The sequence below is a fragment of the Glutamicibacter sp. NPDC087831 genome, from assembly GCF_044742845.1.
Lineage (GTDB): Bacteria > Actinomycetota > Actinomycetes > Actinomycetales > Micrococcaceae > Glutamicibacter.
Map to the genome: position 1 here is coordinate 868,147 of NZ_JBIUVH010000002.1, position 18,204 is coordinate 886,350.

21 protein-coding genes are annotated in these 18,204 nt (G+C 60.7%); 16 read left to right on the top strand and 5 right to left on the bottom strand.

Annotated features, from left to right (window positions below):
• The first annotated feature begins 120 nt into the window (after positions 1-120).
• From ACIOJF_RS10490 to ACIOJF_RS10530, 9 genes are all read left to right on the top strand, one after another.
• On the top strand, positions 121-1,437 hold the full coding sequence (locus ACIOJF_RS10490) for an ABC transporter substrate-binding protein (protein ID WP_105661977.1): 1,317 nt from the start codon (positions 121-123) through the stop codon (positions 1,435-1,437).
• Positions 1,438-2,008: 571 nt separating this feature from the next.
• Positions 2,009-2,938 carry an N-acetylglucosamine kinase gene (locus tag ACIOJF_RS10495; protein ID WP_402741621.1) on the top strand — a complete coding sequence of 310 codons (930 nt, stop codon included), beginning with the start codon at positions 2,009-2,011 and terminating at the stop codon, positions 2,936-2,938.
• A gap of 96 nt (positions 2,939-3,034) precedes the next feature.
• Positions 3,035-3,352: a bifunctional 3-phenylpropionate/cinnamic acid dioxygenase ferredoxin subunit gene (locus ACIOJF_RS10500; protein ID WP_105661975.1), complete on the top strand. Its 318-nt coding sequence runs from the start codon at positions 3,035-3,037 to the stop codon at positions 3,350-3,352.
• Between the two features lie 9 nt (positions 3,353-3,361).
• Positions 3,362-4,486 carry an NAD(P)/FAD-dependent oxidoreductase gene (locus tag ACIOJF_RS10505; protein ID WP_219844357.1) on the top strand — a complete coding sequence of 375 codons (1,125 nt, stop codon included), beginning with the start codon at positions 3,362-3,364 and terminating at the stop codon, positions 4,484-4,486.
• 7 nt (positions 4,487-4,493) lie between these two features.
• The gene (locus ACIOJF_RS10510; protein ID WP_332487544.1) at positions 4,494-5,750 is read left to right on the top strand and encodes an MFS transporter; all 1,257 of its coding nucleotides are present in this window, start codon (positions 4,494-4,496) and stop codon (positions 5,748-5,750) included.
• Positions 5,751-5,902: 152 nt separating this feature from the next.
• Entirely contained in the window at positions 5,903-6,391 is a 489-nt protein-coding gene (locus ACIOJF_RS10515) for an Lrp/AsnC family transcriptional regulator (protein WP_105661972.1), read from the top strand.
• A gap of 200 nt (positions 6,392-6,591) precedes the next feature.
• Entirely contained in the window at positions 6,592-6,837 is a 246-nt protein-coding gene (locus ACIOJF_RS10520) for a hypothetical protein (protein ID WP_105656307.1), read from the top strand.
• 359 nt (positions 6,838-7,196) lie between these two features.
• Positions 7,197-7,568 carry a hypothetical protein gene (locus tag ACIOJF_RS10525; RefSeq protein WP_105656308.1) on the top strand — a complete coding sequence of 124 codons (372 nt, stop codon included), beginning with the start codon at positions 7,197-7,199 and terminating at the stop codon, positions 7,566-7,568.
• A 163-nt stretch (positions 7,569-7,731) separates the two neighbouring features.
• Positions 7,732-7,920, top strand: coding sequence for a hypothetical protein (locus ACIOJF_RS10530; protein WP_038993331.1), 189 nt, complete (start codon positions 7,732-7,734; stop codon positions 7,918-7,920).
• On the opposite strand, the gene ACIOJF_RS10535 is transcribed toward ACIOJF_RS10530, so the two are convergent.
• Both ACIOJF_RS10535 and ACIOJF_RS10540 read right to left on the bottom strand, forming a co-directional pair.
• Entirely contained in the window at positions 7,917-8,138 is a 222-nt protein-coding gene (locus tag ACIOJF_RS10535; RefSeq protein ID WP_105656309.1) for a LapA family protein, read from the bottom strand. The two genes, ACIOJF_RS10530 and ACIOJF_RS10535, sit on opposite strands and share 4 nt — an antisense overlap.
• 2 nt (positions 8,139-8,140) lie before the next feature.
• Positions 8,141-8,788, bottom strand: coding sequence for a TetR/AcrR family transcriptional regulator (locus ACIOJF_RS10540; protein ID WP_105656310.1), 648 nt, complete (start codon positions 8,786-8,788; stop codon positions 8,141-8,143).
• 106 nt (positions 8,789-8,894) lie between these two features.
• Here ACIOJF_RS10540 and ACIOJF_RS10545 point away from each other — a divergent pair, with 106 nt between their 5' ends.
• From ACIOJF_RS10545 to ACIOJF_RS10555, 3 genes are all read left to right on the top strand, one after another.
• Positions 8,895-10,322, top strand: coding sequence for a flavin monoamine oxidase family protein (locus ACIOJF_RS10545; protein WP_402741622.1), 1,428 nt, complete (start codon positions 8,895-8,897; stop codon positions 10,320-10,322).
• 3 nt (positions 10,323-10,325) lie between these two features.
• A complete protein-coding gene (locus ACIOJF_RS10550; RefSeq protein WP_402741623.1) occupies positions 10,326-11,198 on the top strand; it encodes a universal stress protein in 873 nt (290 codons plus the stop codon).
• Between the two features lie 151 nt (positions 11,199-11,349).
• The gene (locus ACIOJF_RS10555; protein ID WP_105656313.1) at positions 11,350-12,873 is read left to right on the top strand and encodes an APC family permease; all 1,524 of its coding nucleotides are present in this window, start codon (positions 11,350-11,352) and stop codon (positions 12,871-12,873) included.
• Between the two features lie 90 nt (positions 12,874-12,963).
• On the opposite strand, the gene ACIOJF_RS10560 is transcribed toward ACIOJF_RS10555, so the two are convergent.
• Positions 12,964-13,191 (bottom strand): hypothetical protein, encoded by a 228-nt coding sequence (locus tag ACIOJF_RS10560; RefSeq protein WP_402741624.1) that lies wholly within the window; start codon positions 13,189-13,191, stop codon positions 12,964-12,966.
• A gap of 188 nt (positions 13,192-13,379) precedes the next feature.
• On the opposite strand from ACIOJF_RS10560, the gene ACIOJF_RS10565 reads away from it, so the two are divergent.
• Together ACIOJF_RS10565 and ACIOJF_RS10570 are read left to right on the top strand one after the other, a co-directional pair.
• Positions 13,380-13,784, top strand: a complete 405-nt coding sequence (locus tag ACIOJF_RS10565) for a low molecular weight phosphatase family protein (RefSeq protein ID WP_105656315.1) — start codon at positions 13,380-13,382, stop codon at positions 13,782-13,784.
• Positions 13,785-13,798: 14 nt separating this feature from the next.
• Positions 13,799-14,992, top strand: a complete 1,194-nt coding sequence (locus ACIOJF_RS10570; protein WP_105656316.1) for an MFS transporter — start codon at positions 13,799-13,801, stop codon at positions 14,990-14,992.
• A 74-nt stretch (positions 14,993-15,066) separates the two neighbouring features.
• Here ACIOJF_RS10570 and ACIOJF_RS10575 read toward each other — a convergent pair whose 3' ends face one another.
• Positions 15,067-15,549 (bottom strand): Lrp/AsnC family transcriptional regulator, encoded by a 483-nt coding sequence (locus tag ACIOJF_RS10575; RefSeq protein WP_105656317.1) that lies wholly within the window; start codon positions 15,547-15,549, stop codon positions 15,067-15,069.
• A 227-nt stretch (positions 15,550-15,776) separates the two neighbouring features.
• On the opposite strand from ACIOJF_RS10575, the gene ACIOJF_RS10580 reads away from it, so the two are divergent.
• Positions 15,777-15,983 carry a helix-turn-helix domain-containing protein gene (locus ACIOJF_RS10580; RefSeq protein WP_105656318.1) on the top strand — a complete coding sequence of 69 codons (207 nt, stop codon included), beginning with the start codon at positions 15,777-15,779 and terminating at the stop codon, positions 15,981-15,983.
• Between the two features lie 47 nt (positions 15,984-16,030).
• Here ACIOJF_RS10580 and ACIOJF_RS10585 read toward each other — a convergent pair whose 3' ends face one another.
• Positions 16,031-16,822, bottom strand: a complete 792-nt coding sequence (locus ACIOJF_RS10585) for a MerR family transcriptional regulator (protein WP_332487558.1) — start codon at positions 16,820-16,822, stop codon at positions 16,031-16,033.
• Positions 16,823-17,326: 504 nt separating this feature from the next.
• Between ACIOJF_RS10585 and ACIOJF_RS10590 the strand changes: the two genes are divergently transcribed.
• A complete protein-coding gene (locus tag ACIOJF_RS10590; protein WP_402741625.1) occupies positions 17,327-18,136 on the top strand; it encodes a hypothetical protein in 810 nt (269 codons plus the stop codon).
• Positions 18,137-18,204: the final 68 nt, after the last annotated feature.

Consider the following 18,204-nt stretch of genomic DNA (forward strand, 5'->3'; position numbering starts at 1 on the left):
AAACCCCTTGACCAGTGACCGCAATCACACCTAGATTGTTTGGCAAGCGCTTTCCACTGAAAAACCAGGTGTTGCTTGCAGGATGGCCTCGCATCACCACCCCACCCAAGGAAGATTTTCATGACTCAGCAGGTATGCACGAGAAAAACTGGACGGAAATTCGGTCTGCGGCTAAGCAAATCAGTTGCAGTTGTGGCGGTAGCCGCTCTGGCCCTCACTGGCTGTGGCGGTAGCAGCGCTGCCGACGGTGAGGACGGGAAGATCCAGCTTCGTTTCTCATGGTGGGGCTCGGATTCGCGGGCCCAGGCAACCAATGAAATTATTGAGGCTTTCGAAGCGGCCAACCCGGACATCGATGTCCAAGGCGAGTACTCCGACTGGAGCGGCTACTGGGACAAGCTCGCAACACAGGTTGCCTCCAACGATGCTCCGGACATTATCCAGATGGACGACAAGTACCTTCGCGAATACGCGGACCGCGGCGCATTGCTGGACCTCGAAGGCGTAGATGTTTCCAAGTTCGAAGACGTTGCCGTTCAAAACGGTACGACCGATGCCGGCCTTGTCGGCATTACCACCGGAATCAATTCCTTCACATTGACCGCCAATCCAAAAGTCTTAGCCGAAGCTGGCCTGGAAGTTCCAGATGACAAGACCTGGACGTGGGATGACTACCGGACGATCACCGAGACGGTGAGCCAGAAGCTCGACGGCAAATATGGAGCCGAAGCCCCGAACGAACCGGCCGGGTTGCAGACCTGGTTGCGTCAAGACAAGAAGAATCTGACGAGCTCGGATGGATCACTCGGATTCTCGCCTGACGATCTGGCCAAGTACTTCCAGCACCACAAGGACTTGATGGATAACGGTTCTTATCCAAAGGCCTCGGTCCTGGCGGAAAACCAGAATGCAGGTCCAGACCGTTCTATGACAGGCACGGGAGTGGCAGCCTTCGGCATGTGGTGGAGCAACCAGTTGGGAGGCCTTTCCACAGCGGTTGGTTCGGACTTGGTTCCGCTGCGACTGCCAAGCCACACCGGCAAGGCTGAGGACAATGGTCTTTGGCACAAGTCGTCAATGATGATGTCGGGGTATGCTCGCACCGAACACCCGGAAGAGGTCAAGAGATTTGTTGACTTCATGGTGAATTCGCAAGAAGCTGGCGCGCTGAACCAGATGGACCGCGGGTTACCTTCGAACACCGAAGTGCGGGAACAAGTCGTCTCAAAATTGGATTCAATCGAAGCTTCTTCTGCAGAATTCGTGACGAGCTTGAAACCCGAACTTCAGAGCACGGAACCAATCCCGCCAATGGGGTTCAGTGCGGTTCAGGATGTCCTCTACCGTTATGAAATGGAAGTGTTCTTCGAGCGCCAGAGCGTAAGCGACGCGGCGCAGAATGCCTTCAAGGAAATCGAAACTGCGGTAGCCCAATAGCTGAACGAGAATCAACCATCGTTCTTGCGGTCGTTGCAATCCCTGGATCCCGGGGATTGCAACGGCCTTTGCGCGTTCGAGGGAAAGTTCATTCTGCTCCTCCTTCAACTCTCTGCGCGGTGCAATCCTTGAATTCGCCACGGCGCGTGCCGTACAGGGCTGCGGTTTGAACCAGGGCTTCCAGATGCCTCATAACCTTGTTCGGTCGCGATCTGCGCCCAAGCAAGCCTCTCCAGCCAATTGCGTGCGACGAGTCGCGAGTGCACCAGCAACCGGGATGCTAGTCGCCAGCGGCCATTGAACTTTCCAGGGCATGGCCTATCGGAAGGGTGCTGCCAATCAGCTGGACTCCCGCAGAGGTGGATTGCCATTGGGTTCCTGCGTTCTTCCATTCATTGCCAGAGGCAACCACACCGCGGTGCCCGCAGTTCTGGGCCGCGAAGCTGCTGGCTTGACCGTGCCGGTGATCGGTTTGCGGCACCTGCGGATTGCAGGGCGAACCCCGCCAGCTCTGCGGCCAATGCGGGGAGCACAAAGTATCCTGAAAACAAAGTGCAAGAGGAATGGAAAAATGGCATCTGGACTTTTGGCAGTAGACGGCGGGCAGACCGGAATCAAGCTGAGATTCGAGCAGGATGGCAAAACTGCAGAATTAGCGCTTCCCGGTGTGCAAACCCATGAACCAGTCCTGCCCCAACTGGCACGCGCCATTAACCAAGCTGCCGCTGCCGCCGGATGGGAGTACGGCACCGTGAGCGTAGGCACCACAGGCCTGGTGAAAGCCGAACATGATGCACGGCAGCTCTACGACCTCATCGGATCCAGCGCTATTTCCCATATTGCGCTGGCCCACGACTCGGTGACCAGCTATCTCGGAGCGCTGGGAGAACGCCACGGCGCTGTCGTTGCAGCCGGTACCGGTGTCGTCACCTTGGCGGTAGGCCCCCGCTCGGTGGCCCGAGTTGATGGATGGGGCCACATCATGGGTGATGCCGGCAGCGGCTATTGGATTGGCCAGCAGGCAATGAATGCGGCCATGCGCGGCTTTGACGGCCGCGGGCCAGCTACCGCCCTGACCGGGGAGCTCGCGAAGCGCTGGCCTGATCTATCCGAAGCGTATATTGACCTGCAAGCGATGCCGGACAGGGTGGCCATCGTCGCCTCCTTTGCGCAGAGGGTTGCCCAGTTGGCCGCGACCGATGAAATGGCTGCGCGGATCTGCGCGCTCGCCGGTGCAGAACTGGCCAGTTCCGCGGCAACGGCATTGCGCCGCGCGGGGCTGGAACAACAGGCCGGAGCGATTCCTGTCGCAGCCATCGGGGGAGTGCTCGCCGGCGAATTCGCCAGAAGCAGCTTCGTGCGGGAGCTGCACCTGCTGGTCCCTGCCGCGCAAGTCCAGGATTCGCCGGGAAATGGGCTGGACGGAGCCCGTGCATTGGCCCTCCTGCCAGCGGACCACGCCTTGCAAGGCCTCGTATCGCGCTTTGGCGCCCAGCCATAAGACGTGGGCAGCGGTGATAACTGGCCATCAAATAGGCGCAGGCAATCAATAGGTGACAAGATTAGTGGAGAACGTCGTGATTATTAAGGAGTCATCGTGAGTTTCCGAGTCGGTCCCGTAGATCTTGTCCCCGAAGGCGAATCGCTGCTGGTTGAAGCCAAAGACAGTGGCGCATGCGAAGACATCGCGATCTTCCACGCCGAAGACGGCAACTTCTACGCGCTGCAGGATGAATGCACCCACGAGGTCGCTTCGCTTTCCGACGGCTGGCTCGAAGACTGCAGCATCGAATGCCCCATCCACTCCTCGACCTTCGACCTGAAAACCGGCAAGGTGCAGTGCATGCCAGCCACCGTGGACGCCCGGACCTACAAGGTGGACGTCGTGGACGGCTTCTTGGAGCTTGAAATCTAAATGCCTTCCGTGCACATCATCGGAGGCGGGGTCGCGGGGTACGCACTGGCCCGGCACCTGGTGCAGCAGCAGTACGCCGGATCCATCAAGATCAGCGATGCCCAGGGCCTGCCCTATGATCGTCCGCCGCTGAGCAAGTCCCTGCAGGTTGAACCGTTCGCACCGGTGTCCTGGTACCAGCACCATGGCGTCGGCCTGATCCAGGAAGATGTCCAAAGCCTGCAACTGCCGCAGTCCGCTGACGACTGGGTAGTGCTGGCTACCGGCACCACGCCCAAGGCATTGGATGTTCCCGGCGGGCACCATGCGCTCAGCCTGCACAGCGCAGCTGACGCCGCCCGCATATCAGACGTCCTGGAATCGGGGATGTTCGGCCAGCGGGTGCTTGTCATCGGAGCGGGGCTGGTAGGGGCCGAGTTCGCGTCCACCGCCAAGATGTCCGGGGCACAAGTCACCTTGATTTCCAGCTCCGACGCACCTCTTGCCCACGTGCTGGGCCACGAACTTGCCGAACAGCTGCACGCGGATCATGCCAACCACGGCATTGCCACCTTGACCGGTGCGGTGACCGAGCTCGGCCCCAACTATGCAATGGCCAATGGCCAGCGCCATGATGCGGAGCTGATCGTGGCAGCCATCGGCGTCGAACCCGAAACTGCGCTCGCCGAGCAGCTGGGCCTGGAAGTCGACGACGGGATCGTGGTCGACGCGCAGCAGCGTTCTGCCAGCTGCCCCCAGGTGCTGGCTATCGGCGACGTCGCCCGGGAGGAAAACCAGCCCCGTGCGGTGCACTGGGAAGCTGCCATGGAAGATGCCGCCCAAGCGGCGGCAACCATCATGGGCACAGCCGCACCGAAGCGTTCGGTGCCATGGTTCTGGAGCGACCGCCACGAAATGCACGTGGAAACGGTGGGCGACTTCAGCCAGGCCGCCAGCACCGTGACGCGCCTGAACCGGCGAGGCAAGATCCAGACGGTCTTCGGGCTCGACGCCAAGGGCGCATTGGTGTCCGCCTCGATGATCGATGGCGGCCTGATGGCCAAGGCCGCGAAACGGCTCATTGCGAAATCAGCCACCCCAAGCATTGAACAATTGAAGGACCCCCTGACGGGTCCGCGCGAGTTAGGCCGGTAAGAAACTTATGAATGCAGCCGAACCACTGAAGGTTCCCGCGGCCCTGCAGACGCCCACCAAACGGGTCGGCCCTGGCTGGATCGCTGCGGTTGTCATTGTCCATATCGGTATCAATGTCGGCTTCTTCGCACCGATCCAGGTACTGCTCGGATTGCACGCCGAACAGCTGGATGCCAGCCAGAAGAACGCGATTCTCTCGCTGGTCACCGGCGTCGGCGCGGCAGTCTCGCTGGTGGCCAACCCGCTGTTCGGCGCGCTCAGCGATCGCAGCACATCGAAATTCGGGCGCCGCATCCCGTGGGTGTTCTTTGGAACTATCTGCGCTGCGCTGGCCCTGCTGCTGATGTCGACCTCGCAAACCGTGAGCACGCTGGTCATCGGCTGGGCGCTGATGCAAGCTGCCGGCAACGCCGCGCTGGCTGCGATCTTCGCCGCCATCCCGGACAAGGTGCCGGTAGAGCAGCGCGGCATGGTTGGCGGGCTGGTGGCCTTGGGCCAAACCTGCGGTTCGCTGATCGGTGCCGTGATCGGCATGGTCGCTGCGAGCAACCTGGTCTTCGGCTACGCCATCGTCGCTACCGCCGTGGCCATTTGCTCCATTCCGTTCGTGCTGATGCGCCAGGATGTTCCGCTGCCCAAGGGAGCACTGGAGCCTGTCAAGCCGCTGGAATTCGTGCGCAGCTTCTGGATCAACCCGGTCAAGCATGCCGACTTCGGATGGGCGTGGCTGACCCGGTTCTTGCTGTATCTCGGCTGCCAGCTGTGCCTGGTCTACCTGCTGTTCTTCCTGCAGGATGCCATCAAGCATCCAGAACCGGCCCAGGGCGTGCTGGTGCTGACCGCGATCTACGCCTTCTGCGTGATCTTCTCTTCGGTGATCTCCGGCAAGCTCTCGGACAAGGACGGCAAGCGCAAGAAGTACGTCATCATCTCTTCGGTCATCGTGGCCGCCGCGGCCGGCGTGCTGGCGACGGCAACCTCCTTCGCCACCGCCATTGTCGCCGCAGTGCTCCTGGGCATCGGCTTCGGCGCCTACCTGGCGGTGGACTTTGCGCTGCTGACCCAGGTATTGCCGAACGCCGATTCGCGCGGCAAGGACCTGGGCATGATCAACATTGCCAACTCGCTGCCGCAGGTGGTCGCCCCGCTGATCGCCTGGCTGGCGGTGAGCTGGTTCGGCGGCTACCCGACCCTGTTCCTGTGCTCGGTGGTGATCAGCCTCCTCGGCGCCGTGCTGGTACGCCAGATCAAGAGCGTTCCGTAGATCCTGGACGAAGCATTCCCCAGCGTCGCGCAACGACTGAAACCGAAACGGCGCGGCGCCAGGAACTGGTGGCGGAAAAACGCCAAGGCGACGCCAACCGGGCCGTATGATGAATCCAGCGAACCGCAATAATGAGGAGCAGGTGCGGCTGAATGTCGATGAACGAATCAGGACGGGAGAGCCGTGCAACGCAGCTTGATGGCATAGACCGCAAACTGCTGGCGTTGCTGACGAAGAACTCCCGGCGGACCAACAACTCCCTGGCCGAGGAGCTGGGCATAGCACCGTCCACCTGCCTGGCGCGGTTGAATGCCTTGCGCGATTCGGGAGTGATTTCGCGCTTCACCATCGAAGTGGATCCGCAGGTTCTGGGCCGGGAGCTCGAAGCGCTGATCTTCGTGAAAATCCGTCCCGGAGCCCGTCACCTGATGTCGAACTTCGCTACTGACATGCGCAGCAAACCGGGGGTGCGACAGCTGTTCTTCCTGGGCGGCGCTGACGACTTCGTCCTGCACGTAGCGGTGCGCAATTCTTCGGATGTGCGCCAGTTCGTGCTCGATAACCTCTCGGCCAATCCGGCCGTGGCCACCACCCAAACCTCCCTGGTATTCGAACACGGCCACGGCAGCGGAGAGTACTAGGCCCCATTCTTGACCGATTTCCATCTCGCCCATGTTCGCAGGAACAACCCGCAGCCCTGCGTTGGTCGAAGAAACATGCTAAACTTGATGTTCTTCTCTTAGCATGGCTGCGGCCCGTTGGCAGCTGGGGATCGGTTCTCCAGACAAGCAACGGACCCCACCGCAGCTGCGACTGAAAGAATGGGGAGGTCGAGAAGATAATGCATTTTGACGCAACTGTTGTCACCGCACTGGTGACCTTGATTGTTCTGGCCATCGCAACCGTTGTGCTGGTGATCCGGTACAAGCGCACCCACCAGGCAGAAATCCGCCAGGCCCTGGTTGCCAAGGCCCGGAAGCGCGGCGTTGCCTCGCCGGAAGACCTGTCGAACCACGATCTGGTACTGCAGATCCGCGCGGCAAAGCGCCAGCGAAAGCAGGATGGGCAGGACCTGAAGACCGCATAGGGTTTGCACCCATGCGCTGACGATGCTGAGCCCCAGTCCATTTCCGGACTGGGGCTCAGCCGCGTCAAGGGCCCTTGGGCGGCCGCTGGCCCCGTCTTTATCCAAAGCTGATGAACCGGGAAATGGCGTCGGGAATAAACGGCAGGTGCCAGCGGAATGCAGGCAGGTAATTAACCTCGCGCAATTCCGGGAAACTATGTCCCCGGTCACCGGAAAAGCCGATTTAACCCCTGAATCATGCGGATTGCATCACAGGGGCATGTGGGGTTCTGAACAAACCACTTCTCAATAGATAAATGGTCGGAAATGATGGATATGACTGGAAATGCAGCAGCGTTAATTCTTTAGGAGCAACAACAATGGCCTCGATCCCACTCGGTGAAGACATCCTCTTGGCACGCCACGGCGCCAACATCGTCAAGCTCCGCCAGGATCGGAAGAACCGCACCACTGTTGCCCATCTGCGCGGTGGAGCCACCGATACGGCCTCGAACCTGCTCACCGCACCAGTTCCCGCATTGACCCCGGCAGCCAGCTTCACTCAGGGCGCGGCTCGCTACCTCAACGATGAAGCCGAGGTTAGCCGCGGCGAAGTTCGTTCGCTGGTCAAGATCTCGCTCGGCTTTTCTGCCATCATGGGCATCGTCTTCGGCGGCCTGGTCTTGGCTTTGTACAAGGTCGGCGGCAATGAAGCTCTCCAGTCGCTGAGCTACATGGGCGCAAGCCAGTAGCTCTCGCAAGCATTTCCAGGAAAACGGGATTCCGAGGCAACTCGGGATCCCGTTTTCCTGTTTCCGGACCAGGTGCTTACTCCGAGGCCGGGCTTGCGGCAAGTCTCGTATTTCTTGCCCGGCAGGCATAGGATGGCGGCAACGGGAAGGACGGGAGCAGGCCATGCGTTTTGTTTTGGAAGTTAACTTCGATACCGAGAACATGCAGCTCAAGCCATTGGAGGAGCTGCAGAAGATTCTGCGCGACTGGTCGACGAACATCACGATGTATCCGATCGTTGCCGGCGCCCAGGAAGATGTCTACGACTCGGATAACGAGCAGGTAGGGGAGTGGGCAATCCTCGACGACTAGCCTCGCCGTCTGGAGAACCACCCGATGGCATACCCCGCGGCCAGGGTAATGAGCAGGACAAGCCACAGCGGGGCCGTGGAATGGATCAAGAAGAATTCAACGCGGACGAAGGCCAGGTTCTGCAGCATGAAGACCACCGCGAGGATCACCAGTGCAATAGCTGCCCATTGCTTGGCGCTAAGCCCCTTCTTCGGCGGCCGCTGCTCCGGATAGCCCATGCTCAGCTTCCGTTCGCCAGCAAGCCGGCAACGAGAGCCGACAACCCGCGCTGGAACGAATCGTCGCTGGTATCAAGCTCTGATCGGCGTTGCGCGGCCACAGCCTGGGTGAAATGCGGAGTGAGATCCTGGTGATTGCTGGTGTCGAAAATGTCATGCGGAGCGGCCGTATCCATGGCCGAGCCGAAGATGAATGATTCCAGTGCGACAATCGTCGGAACAATCTCGTTCTCTGCCATGCCGAAGTCTGCCAGCGCTTCGGCAACGCGCTCGTACATTCCCAAGGTGCGCGGCGAATCGGAGACGGGCAGTACCGCGATGACCGGAATCAGGGGAATGTGCCGCGCGAAGACGTTCCGGTAGCTCGTAGCCCATTGAAGCAAAGCCTGCTTGGTATCGGCTTGGTCGAATACCGAGGTGTCTATATCGGCCATGACCAGTTCCTGGATCCACTGCAGGAGGTCGTGCTTGGAATCGACGTGGTTGTAGAGGGCCGATGGAGAGACGCCCAGGGATTTTGCCAGCCGCTGCATGGTCAGGGACTCGTAGCCGTCCCCGGAAACAAGTTCCAGCGCGTGCTCGGTAATGCGCTCCCGATTCAGCACCGCCTTGCGCGGGCGCCCGGCTCGCCTGGCTTCCGTTTCACTCATGCGGACCTCTTCCTGACGTGGGGTGCTTCACAACTGGATCTTCGTACCCTATGCTATATGACAGGTAAATGAACCTTATTCATTTAAATGTGCAAGGGAGTCGATCATGCAACATCTGGAACGCGACGTCGTCGTCATCGGTGCAGGGCCATCGGGACTGACAGCAGCCTATGAGCTGAGCAAGGCCGGCAAGTCCGTCGCGGTGCTCGAAGCCCGCGACCGCGTCGGCGGGCGCACCTGGACCGACGTCATGGACGGCGCGACCATCGAGATCGGCGGCCAGTGGATCAGCCCCGACCAGACCGGCCTCTACTCGCTGATCAATGAACTTGGCATCGAGACCTTCGAACGCTACAAGGCGGGCAAGAGCGTCTACCTCACCGGGGAAGGCGAGCGGATCGCCTATGAGGGCGAGGACTTCCCGGTGGCCGCCAGCACCGTGGCCGAAATGGACAAGCTGGTAGAACTCATGAACCAGCTGGCCGCCGAAATGGACCCGGACAAGCCGTGGGAGCACCCTCAGGCCCAGGAGCTGGACCAGGTCTCCTTCCACCACTTCCTGCGCCAGCACTGTGCCGACGAGCTGGCCTGCAACAACGTGGGCCTGTTCATCGCCGGGGGCATGCTGACCAAGCCGGCGCACACCTTCTCCGCGCTGCAGGCGGTGCTCATGGCGTCCTCGGCCGGCTCCTTCGACAACTTGGTGGACGAGGACTTCATCCTGGACCGGCGCATCGTGGGCACCATGCAGGGCGTATCCAAGACGCTGGCCGAGAAGCTGGGCCAGCAGACCGTCTTCCTGGACAACCCCGTGCTCAAGCTCGAATGGTTCGATGGCGGGGTGGTGGCCCACGGGAGCACCGTGACCGTCTCGGCGAAGAAGGCCGTGCTGGCGGTACCGCCGAACCTGTACTCGCGCATTTCCTACGTCCCGGCGCTGCCGCGCAAGCAGCAGATCACCCACCAGCACCAGTCCATGGGCCTGGTCATCAAGGTCCACGCCGTCTACGACACCCCGTTCTGGCGCGAAGAGGGCCTGTCGGGCACCTGCTTCGGCCCGAGCAGCCTGGTCCAGGAGCTCTACGACAACACCTATGCCGGGGAGGAAACCGGCACACTGGTCGGCTTCATCTCGGATCTGAAGGCCGACGCCATGTGGGAACTGGACGAGGAACAGCGCCGCGCGGTGATCCTCAAGGCCATGGCCGGCTACCTGGGCGAGAAGGCACTGGATCCCAAGGTCTTCTACCTCTCGGACTTCGCCGCCGAGGAATGGACCCGCGGCGCCTACGCCACCAGCTACGACCTGGGCGGGCTGCACCGCTTCGGCCCGGCGCAGAACGAGAATGTCGGACCGATCTACTTCTCCTCCTCGGATCTGGCCGGCGAAGGCTTCCAGCACGTGGACGGCGCGGTGCGCATGGGCCGCCGCTCGGCCGCGCGCATCATCGCCGCACTGGATGGCACCGCCTACGACCAGAGCTACGATGGCGTTGCCACGCTGACCCCGTCCAAGGAAAAGGCCAGTGCCTAGGCCATGAAATTGCTCGTAGGTTACACCGCGGACCAGCGCGGTGCCGAAGCCATCGAACTGGCCAGCGCCCTGGTGGCCGGTACCCGCGACGCGTCCTTGCGGATCGCCATCGTGCTGCCTGCCGCCACCCCGTTCAACGCGGTCTACCCCGGCGGGGACCATGGGTTCTCCTCCATCCTTTCCGACCAGGTGGACCGCTGGGCGGCGCAGGCCCTGGCCCTGGTGCCGGAAGGAATCGCCACCTCGGTGGTAGCCCGTTCCGTGCCCTCGGTGGCCGAGGGGCTCATCGGTCTGGGCGAGGAATTCGGGGCGCACGGGATCGTGCTGGGCGGCCGCAAGCGCCACCGCGCCGGATTCTTCAGCCCCGGGGCGATCGCCAATGCGCTGCTGCATTCCTCGCCGATGGCCGTGTTCATGTCCTCGCCGGCCTCCCTGGCCACGCTGCGCGCGGCCAGCGGGAAGATCACCAGGCTGACCGCATTCGTGGGGGACCGCCCGGGGGCACGGGAAGTCATCGGTCTCTCGGCGCGGATCGCTGCCGCCTGCGGACTGCCGCTGCGCGTGGCCACGCTGGTCTCCCATATGGACCTGGCCGACCCCCGGCTGGAGCTGGATGACCATCTGGCCCAAACCCGCAGCTACCTGCAGGAACTGACCGGTTCCCTGGGCCTGGAGGCGGTAGTCGAGGTGGTCTCCGGGCGCGGCCTGGACGAAGCGGCCGCCCAGCTGTCCTGGCAGGACGGGGACCTGGCACTGCTGGGATCGGCCCGGCTGGCCGCCCCGCGCCGATTGTTCATCGGCCCCAAGGCCCAGCGGATCCTGGGCCAGCTCAACGTCCCGATGGGCGTCGTCCCGACCCTCGAGGCTGCCAGCTAGAAGGCAGCGCATCATTCCTGCACGATCCTTGTTCCCCGGGCACTTGCCGTCGCGAAGCACGCGGACGGTGCCCATCTGACCCCTGACGGAAGGTGGCTCGGTACTTCTGGCCGACGCACTCACACCTCGCTAATTGTTTAAGGTAACCACCATGTCGCACGACTTGAGGCAGGCATCGCCGCCTGCACGCTCCGAGAGCGGACTGCACGAAAAAGGACTGTCCAAGGGCACCGTTGGCGTTCTGGGGCTTGTCGTTATCGGCATCTCCTGCATCGCCCCGGCCTACACCCTCACCGCAGGCCTCGGCGCCACGGTGGCCGAAGTCGGCACCAGCCTGCCTGCGATCCTGCTGGCCGGATTCCTGCCGATGCTGCTGGTGGCCTTGGGCTACCGCGAGCTGAACAGCGCCATGCCCGATTCGGGCACCTCCTTCACCTGGGCGACGCGTGCCTTCGGCCCGATGATCGGCTGGATGGGAGGCTGGGGCCTGATCGCTGCGACGGTGATTGTGCTCTCCAACCTGGCGGCAGTGGCCGTGGACTTCTTCTATATCCTGATTGCCCAGCTCACCGGCCAGCCGTGGATTGCGGAGCTGACCGGCAACCTGTGGGTCAACATCCCCACCACGCTGGTGTTCATTGCGGTGGCCGCCTGGATCTCCTACCGGGGCATGAACGCCACGAAGGTCTTCCAGTACGTGCTGGTCGGGTTCCAGGTGGCGGTGCTGCTGCTCTTCGCGGTCATGGCCCTGACCTCCAGCCAGCCCAATGATCCGACACCCATCACCTGGCAGATGTTCAATCCGGCCGGCATCGATACCTTCTCGGCCTTCGCCGCGGGCATCTCGCTGTCCATCTTCGTTTTCTGGGGCTGGGATGTCACCCTGACCATGAACGAGGAAACCACCGATCCGAAGAAGGTCCCCGGACGCGGTGCCACCTGGACGGTGCTGGTGATCATCGCGTTGTACCTGGCCGTATCCCTCGGGGTGATCTACTGGGCCGGGGTGGGCACCACGGGCCTGGGCGCAGGCAACCCGGAGAACCAGGAATCAATTTTCGCGGTGCTTTCCGGTCCGGTCATGGGCCCGCTGGCGATGCTGATGTCCTTGGCCATCTTGTCCTCCTCCGCGGCCTCGCTGCAATCCACCATGGTTTCGCCGGCACGCACCTTGCTGGCCATGGGCTACTACAAGGCGCTGCCCTCCAGCTTCGCGAAGATCTCCGCGCGCTTCATGTCCCCGTCGGTGGCGACTTTCGCCTCCGCTGCTGCCGCTGCCGTGTTCTACGTGGTCACCAGGCTGCTCTCGGAGAACGCATTGTGGGACACGATCACGGCGCTGGGCCTGATGATCTGCTTCTACTACGGGCTGACCGCCTTGGCCTGCGTCTGGTACTTCCGCGGGGAACTGTTCGCCAATGCCAGGAACTTCTTCTGCAAGTTCTTGGCGCCGTTGGCAGGTGGCGTCGTCTTGCTGGTGATGTTCTTTGCCACCGCCATCGAATCCATGAATCCGGACTACGGTTCGGGCTCCAATATCGGGGGAGTGGGCATGGTGTTCATCCTCGGGGTCGGCGTGCTGCTGCTGGGCGTTGGCATCATGCTGTGGATGCGGGTGCGCCACCCGGCGTTCTTCAAGGGAGAAACCATCAAGACCTACAAGCTGCTGAAGTAGGACCGGCGCAACGAACCAGAAGGACCACTCGCGAACGAATCGCGGGTGGTCCTTCGTGTTCGGTGCCGCGCCGCAGGAGCTATCTTGCCGCTAGTCGGCGGCATCGGCCCGGATCATGTGCTTGGCCACGCCGATGGCGGCCAGCACGGCGCCGAAGGGGATGAGCGCGCTCTGGATCAACGAATTAAGGAAAGCCAGCGGCGCGCTGCCCAAAGGGCTGCTTCCAAAACCGGATTCGAAGCTCCACATCGCCAGGACTGGCAAGATGCTGCTGATGAGAACGCCTGCCAACACGATGGCGACGCCGGATACAATCATCTTCTTATGTAGAGCAAGCAACGTTTTCTCCTATTGCCTTGGGCTGAGTATTTCCAACCGTAGCCAATTCCGCCACTTTTAGCTACAGTGGGAGTGCTGTTTGCTTTCGCCAAAGGCAGGTCTTTGCCTGCTTCGCAACCTTCTCGTCCAAAGGCCCCTAACCGGCGCGCAAATGGTTCAATAGGTTCATGGCTAACTCGGTACTTTTCATCTGCTCCCGCAATGCAGGCAAATCGCAAATGGCGGCCGCATTGATGGACTACATTTCTGAAGGGAAAGTTACCAGCTACTCGGCTGGAACCAACCCAGGTTCAGGCATCAACCACGAAGCGGTTGAATCGCTCTCGCAGGCCGGCGCGGACATGTCGCAGGGCACGCCCAAGGCCATCGACCCTCGCGTCGTCGAGCAAGTTGACCGCGTGGTAATCCTTGGCTCCGATGCGAATCCGCAATTCGATCCGTCCATCAAGACCGAACGCTGGGTCACCTACGAACCCAGCGAAGACGGCATCACCGGTGCCGAACGAATGAACATGATCCGCGATGAAATTGCTGATCGCGTCCGTGAACTGTTCCACGAGCTGGAGCGGTAGAAATCACTGTTCGCATGACCACCCGAAAGGCAACTCCGTGGTGGCTTCCGGGCGTATGCCTTGTGCTCACTGGTTGGTGTGCCAACCAATACGTATCGCTGATCAATTGGTACCAGCAATTCCGCGAGCTCAGTGAGTTCGAGGCCATGCTGGTCATGGGCAGCTACCTGGCGGGCATGATCCCGGCGTTGGCTTTCGGCGGACCGCTGGCGGACAAGTTCGGGCGCAAGCCATTTTCGCTGCTTGCCCTTGCCTGCTCCATTCTGGGATCCCTCGGGCTCATCTTCGGATCGGTTCACGAGTCCGGTCTCTATGCGGGACGCATCCTGACCGGCTTGGGCATGGGCCTGGCCATGGTTGCCATCACCAGCTGGGTGAAGCTGCTTAGCCCGGGAGCTGCCGGCGCGACTCGTGCCGCGCTGTGCACGTCCTTGGGTTTCGCGCTGGGACCGGTCATTTCAGGGGCAATTGTCGGGACCAGCGGCAGCCCGGAACTGGCATACATCGTCCATGCCGCCGCGGCGCTTTCCTGGTTGCTGTTGATGTTCTTCACCCGAGAAGACCGAGTCACTGACCGGGCAGGGCATCATCTGGAGGCCGACGTGACGACTCCGGCAAACCTCCAGCGGTTCTACCGCATCGTCTTGCCCGCAGCCCCATGGGTCTTTGGCATGGCGGCAACAGGGTTTGCCGTGGTTCCGGCGCTGAGCAACGGCGCCGGTGAATCCAGCCTGTTCTACACCACCTTGGCAGTCGCGGTCACCATGGGCATGGGTACCTTGATCCAGCCATTCGTCAAGAGATTCAATGACTTGGGCAAGATCAAGCTGCTCATGGCTGGACTGGCTACCTCGCTGGCTGCACTGCTCATGATGATCGCAGTGTCGCTGAGCGGCTCAGAATTCTTGGGAATTATCGCATTCGCCATAGCCGGTTCGGCCAATGGCATTTTGCTGGTTGCCGGGCTAAGCCAGGTATTGGATCTTGCCGGCGGCGCCGACGTCGGCAAATTGACCGGCCGGTTCTACATGTGCTGTTTCATCGGGTTCAGCTTCCCGACATTCTTTGCACTGTGGCGCACGGTCGCTCATCCTGCTCTATTCATTGGCCTGCTTGCCGTGCTCTGCCTGCTATCCATGATGCAGGTGTACCGCTCGGCCAAGTATCTGCCCGCTGCCATTCTCGAAGAAGTTCCAAACAGGCCATAATGCCAAACGCCGCTGCCGGCCACCTTGCGGTGCCGGCAACGGCGTTTATGCATTGGACTCCAACATACTGGGAGCTAGTCCTGGCTCAGCTTCTTGAGCAGCTCGGTAGTGCGGAATGGGATGACATCGCGCAGGATCATCGAGGTGGAAGTGCGGGTTATGCCCGGGCAGAGGCGGATCTCTTCACTGACCCGGTACAGGTCATCCGGGTCAGTCGCGGCCACACGAATCAACAGGTCCGTGTCTCCCGCCGGCGCGACGCATTCCAGAACCTCGGGAATCTGGCGCAGTGCGGCGATGGCCTCATTCAAGCTGGCCTGGTTCAATTCAGCGCTAACGAAAGCGCTGACGCCACGGCCCATGGACGCAGGGAGGATTCGCGCGGTGTTCGGGCGCAACGCACCTGAATGGGCCAAGCGTTCCAAACGAGTCTGCACGGTGCCGCGGGCCAGGCCCAGCTGCTGCGCCAGCATCATGATCGGCACACGCGGATCCGCATCGAGTGCCAGAAGGATACGCCGGTCGGTTTCATCGAGCTGATACGTATCCGAATTCATGTGGTGGTCTCCTGAGACAGGTTGTGTTGCGCGTGCATAAGTACCAACCTAGATTTTAGTCAATATGACCAGTGAATCCCAAATGTGTTGCGCGGATTGGCCGATATTATTGCGTGCAAGTCGGCTACTGGGGTCAACAGGGCGAATGCTCGGGCGAAAAGCCATCTTTTATCCACAAAATAACCAGGCTGAGATCAAATGGGCGCTAATCACAGTAACCTGTTGATATGAGGTTTTTGCGGTTGGAAGACGTGGCAGAGGAACTGAATGTGAAGCTGCCCCAGGTCCGCGCTTTGGTGAAAAGCGGCGAGCTGCCGGCCATCCAAATTGGCGGGCGGGGCATGTGGCGCGTGGAACGCGTTGCACTGGAGAACTATATCCAAGAACGCTATGCGCAGGCCCGCGACGATATCGCGAACGAATCCCAGAGCTGAATGCGGTGCCCTTGGCTGTTCCCGAGTCCATCGGGAACAGCCACAGCCTAGTCCAGCTCGATAGCCCGTTCTGCAAAGATCCGCAATGCGTCGCGAACCAGCTCCGCGTATCCGCCGTAGTTCTTTGCAAACCGCGGATCAGCGACATACATCTCGCCGAGATTGCAGATATATGCCTTGTGCTGTGCCGGATCGCCGGAATCCAGCGGGGTGCCCTTGGCGCTCTGGAGCCAGCGCACATGTCGAGCCGCTAATTCCTGGGCTTCGAAGCTGTCCGCTGGGACGGAATTCTTCCCCGCCACGATCCAATCCTGATTGAGCATCTTCACCTCTTCCATGAATGCGTTTTGCTGGTCCCCGGTTTTGGAACGCCACCAGCGATTCGATGCTTCATACGCGTCGGCGCCCCAGCGTTCGGCAACCTCTTGCTTGTACTGCTCGTTGAAGCCGTCAAAGCTCTTTTCCGGTTCCATGTTTCCTCCTGTCGTTAGTGTTGAAATGCTGTGCTCCAAGGCAGCGATCTGCCGGTCCAGCGCCGCACGCTGCCTATGGAGCTGTTCCTTGTGGGTGCTCAGCGCGACCAGTTCATCGCGTTGCTCGTCCAGGATTTCAGCGATGGTCTCCAGCTTGATGCCCAGCTGCTTGAGCAGGAGAATCTGCTGGAGCCGGACCAGCTGCCCGTCGGTGTAGAACCGGTAGCCGTTGGCGGACAGGTAGTCAGGTTTCAGCAAGCCGATCTGGTCGTAGTGCCGCAAGGTACGGCTGCTGATGCCAGCGGATTTTGAGACATGCGCAATCGAGTGGTGAACTGCCGGCTCGTGGCTAGTTGAATCCTTCATGGCTACCACGCTAATGGTTGACGCAACGTCAAGGTCAATAGTCCCAGCCGCATTTCCTGATCAAAAATTTGTGATTCAGATCTCACGGCAAAATGGCGAATAATAACGAGATATTCCTTGTCCAATTGATCATATTGACTAGTTGTTAGCACGCCTGTTGCACAGTGTGATCTATGTGTAGTTCACTGTTGGTAGATGAAGTTGAACAGGTTACCGCCGAAATCAACGAGGACCGCCTGATGACGTAAACCATCTGCATTTACGGGATCAAGGAGCCCTGGCCACCCACGCCAAGGCAAGGTAGAAGACATAGTCCAGATGGCTCGCGGGCATTCCAGTTGGGTGGAATGCCCACGGGCCATCTGGCATTTCTGCCAAAATCACTCACATTCGAATCACAAGCTCCGAGCGAGTTGGAAGAAACGCCTGCCGGCATTCGCGATGCTTCGCTCTGGCTCTGGAACAATGAGCGCGTAGGGACACCGAGGAGTAAGAGTGGGTTCAATGAGGCGCGTCTGGCAAAACTGGTGGATGCAATTGGTCGCCGGATTGCTGATCACTGCGATCGCGGTGTTGCCGTGGTTATGGATCGGTCAGGAAGACCGCTCAATTCTCCCGCATGCCAGCGACGACGCCCAAGGGCTACTGGTGGTTTTCTCCGTGATCACCCTCTGGGGCAGCTGGTTTGCCCGACGCATTGGATATAGCCGCACCGGCTTTGCCATCGTGACTGCCGTGGGCATGGTCCTGGGACTCTTGGGCCTGGGGTTCCAAGGACTCCACGCATTCGAATCGGGGCTCTTGGACGGGGAACTCTCCCCAGCTTCGATTCGCCATCTTTGGGTTTTCGGTGGCCTGCTGCTGGTCAGCCAAGCCTGGTATTTCCTGGCCACTAAATTGCGGCTGCCCATAGCGGTGCTCTTCTATGCAACGCTCACTGTGGGCGTGAGCTATTGGCTGCAGATCATCGCATCGCTCGTTGCGGGCGCCCAGTCGTACTACGTTTACCTTTGGTATTCCGGGCCGCTGATCCTCGGCCTCATTTTGGGATTCGTCGGGTTCTCGAGGATCATGAACTTGCTGATGTGGGTTTTCGCATTGGCTATCCAATGGATGATGCCGGCAGTCGTGGAAAGCGCGGCCAGAGTTATTGGATCGAAGACCACTGGCTGGAAGACCGTCGGCTCCTTCTGGGAACAATTCACCGGAAGTGTCCTGGAAATTCCGTGGCAGGCTCCGCTGCTGGTCAGCTTGGCGACGGCTATGCTTACCAGTGTCATCTTGCTGATTGTTCGCAAGGTGCGGCGGCGCTAGGCAAGAGTCCAAGCCGCTAGTTAGCCGGTGCTGGCCAAATATCCGCAACGACGCGAACTGCACCCTGG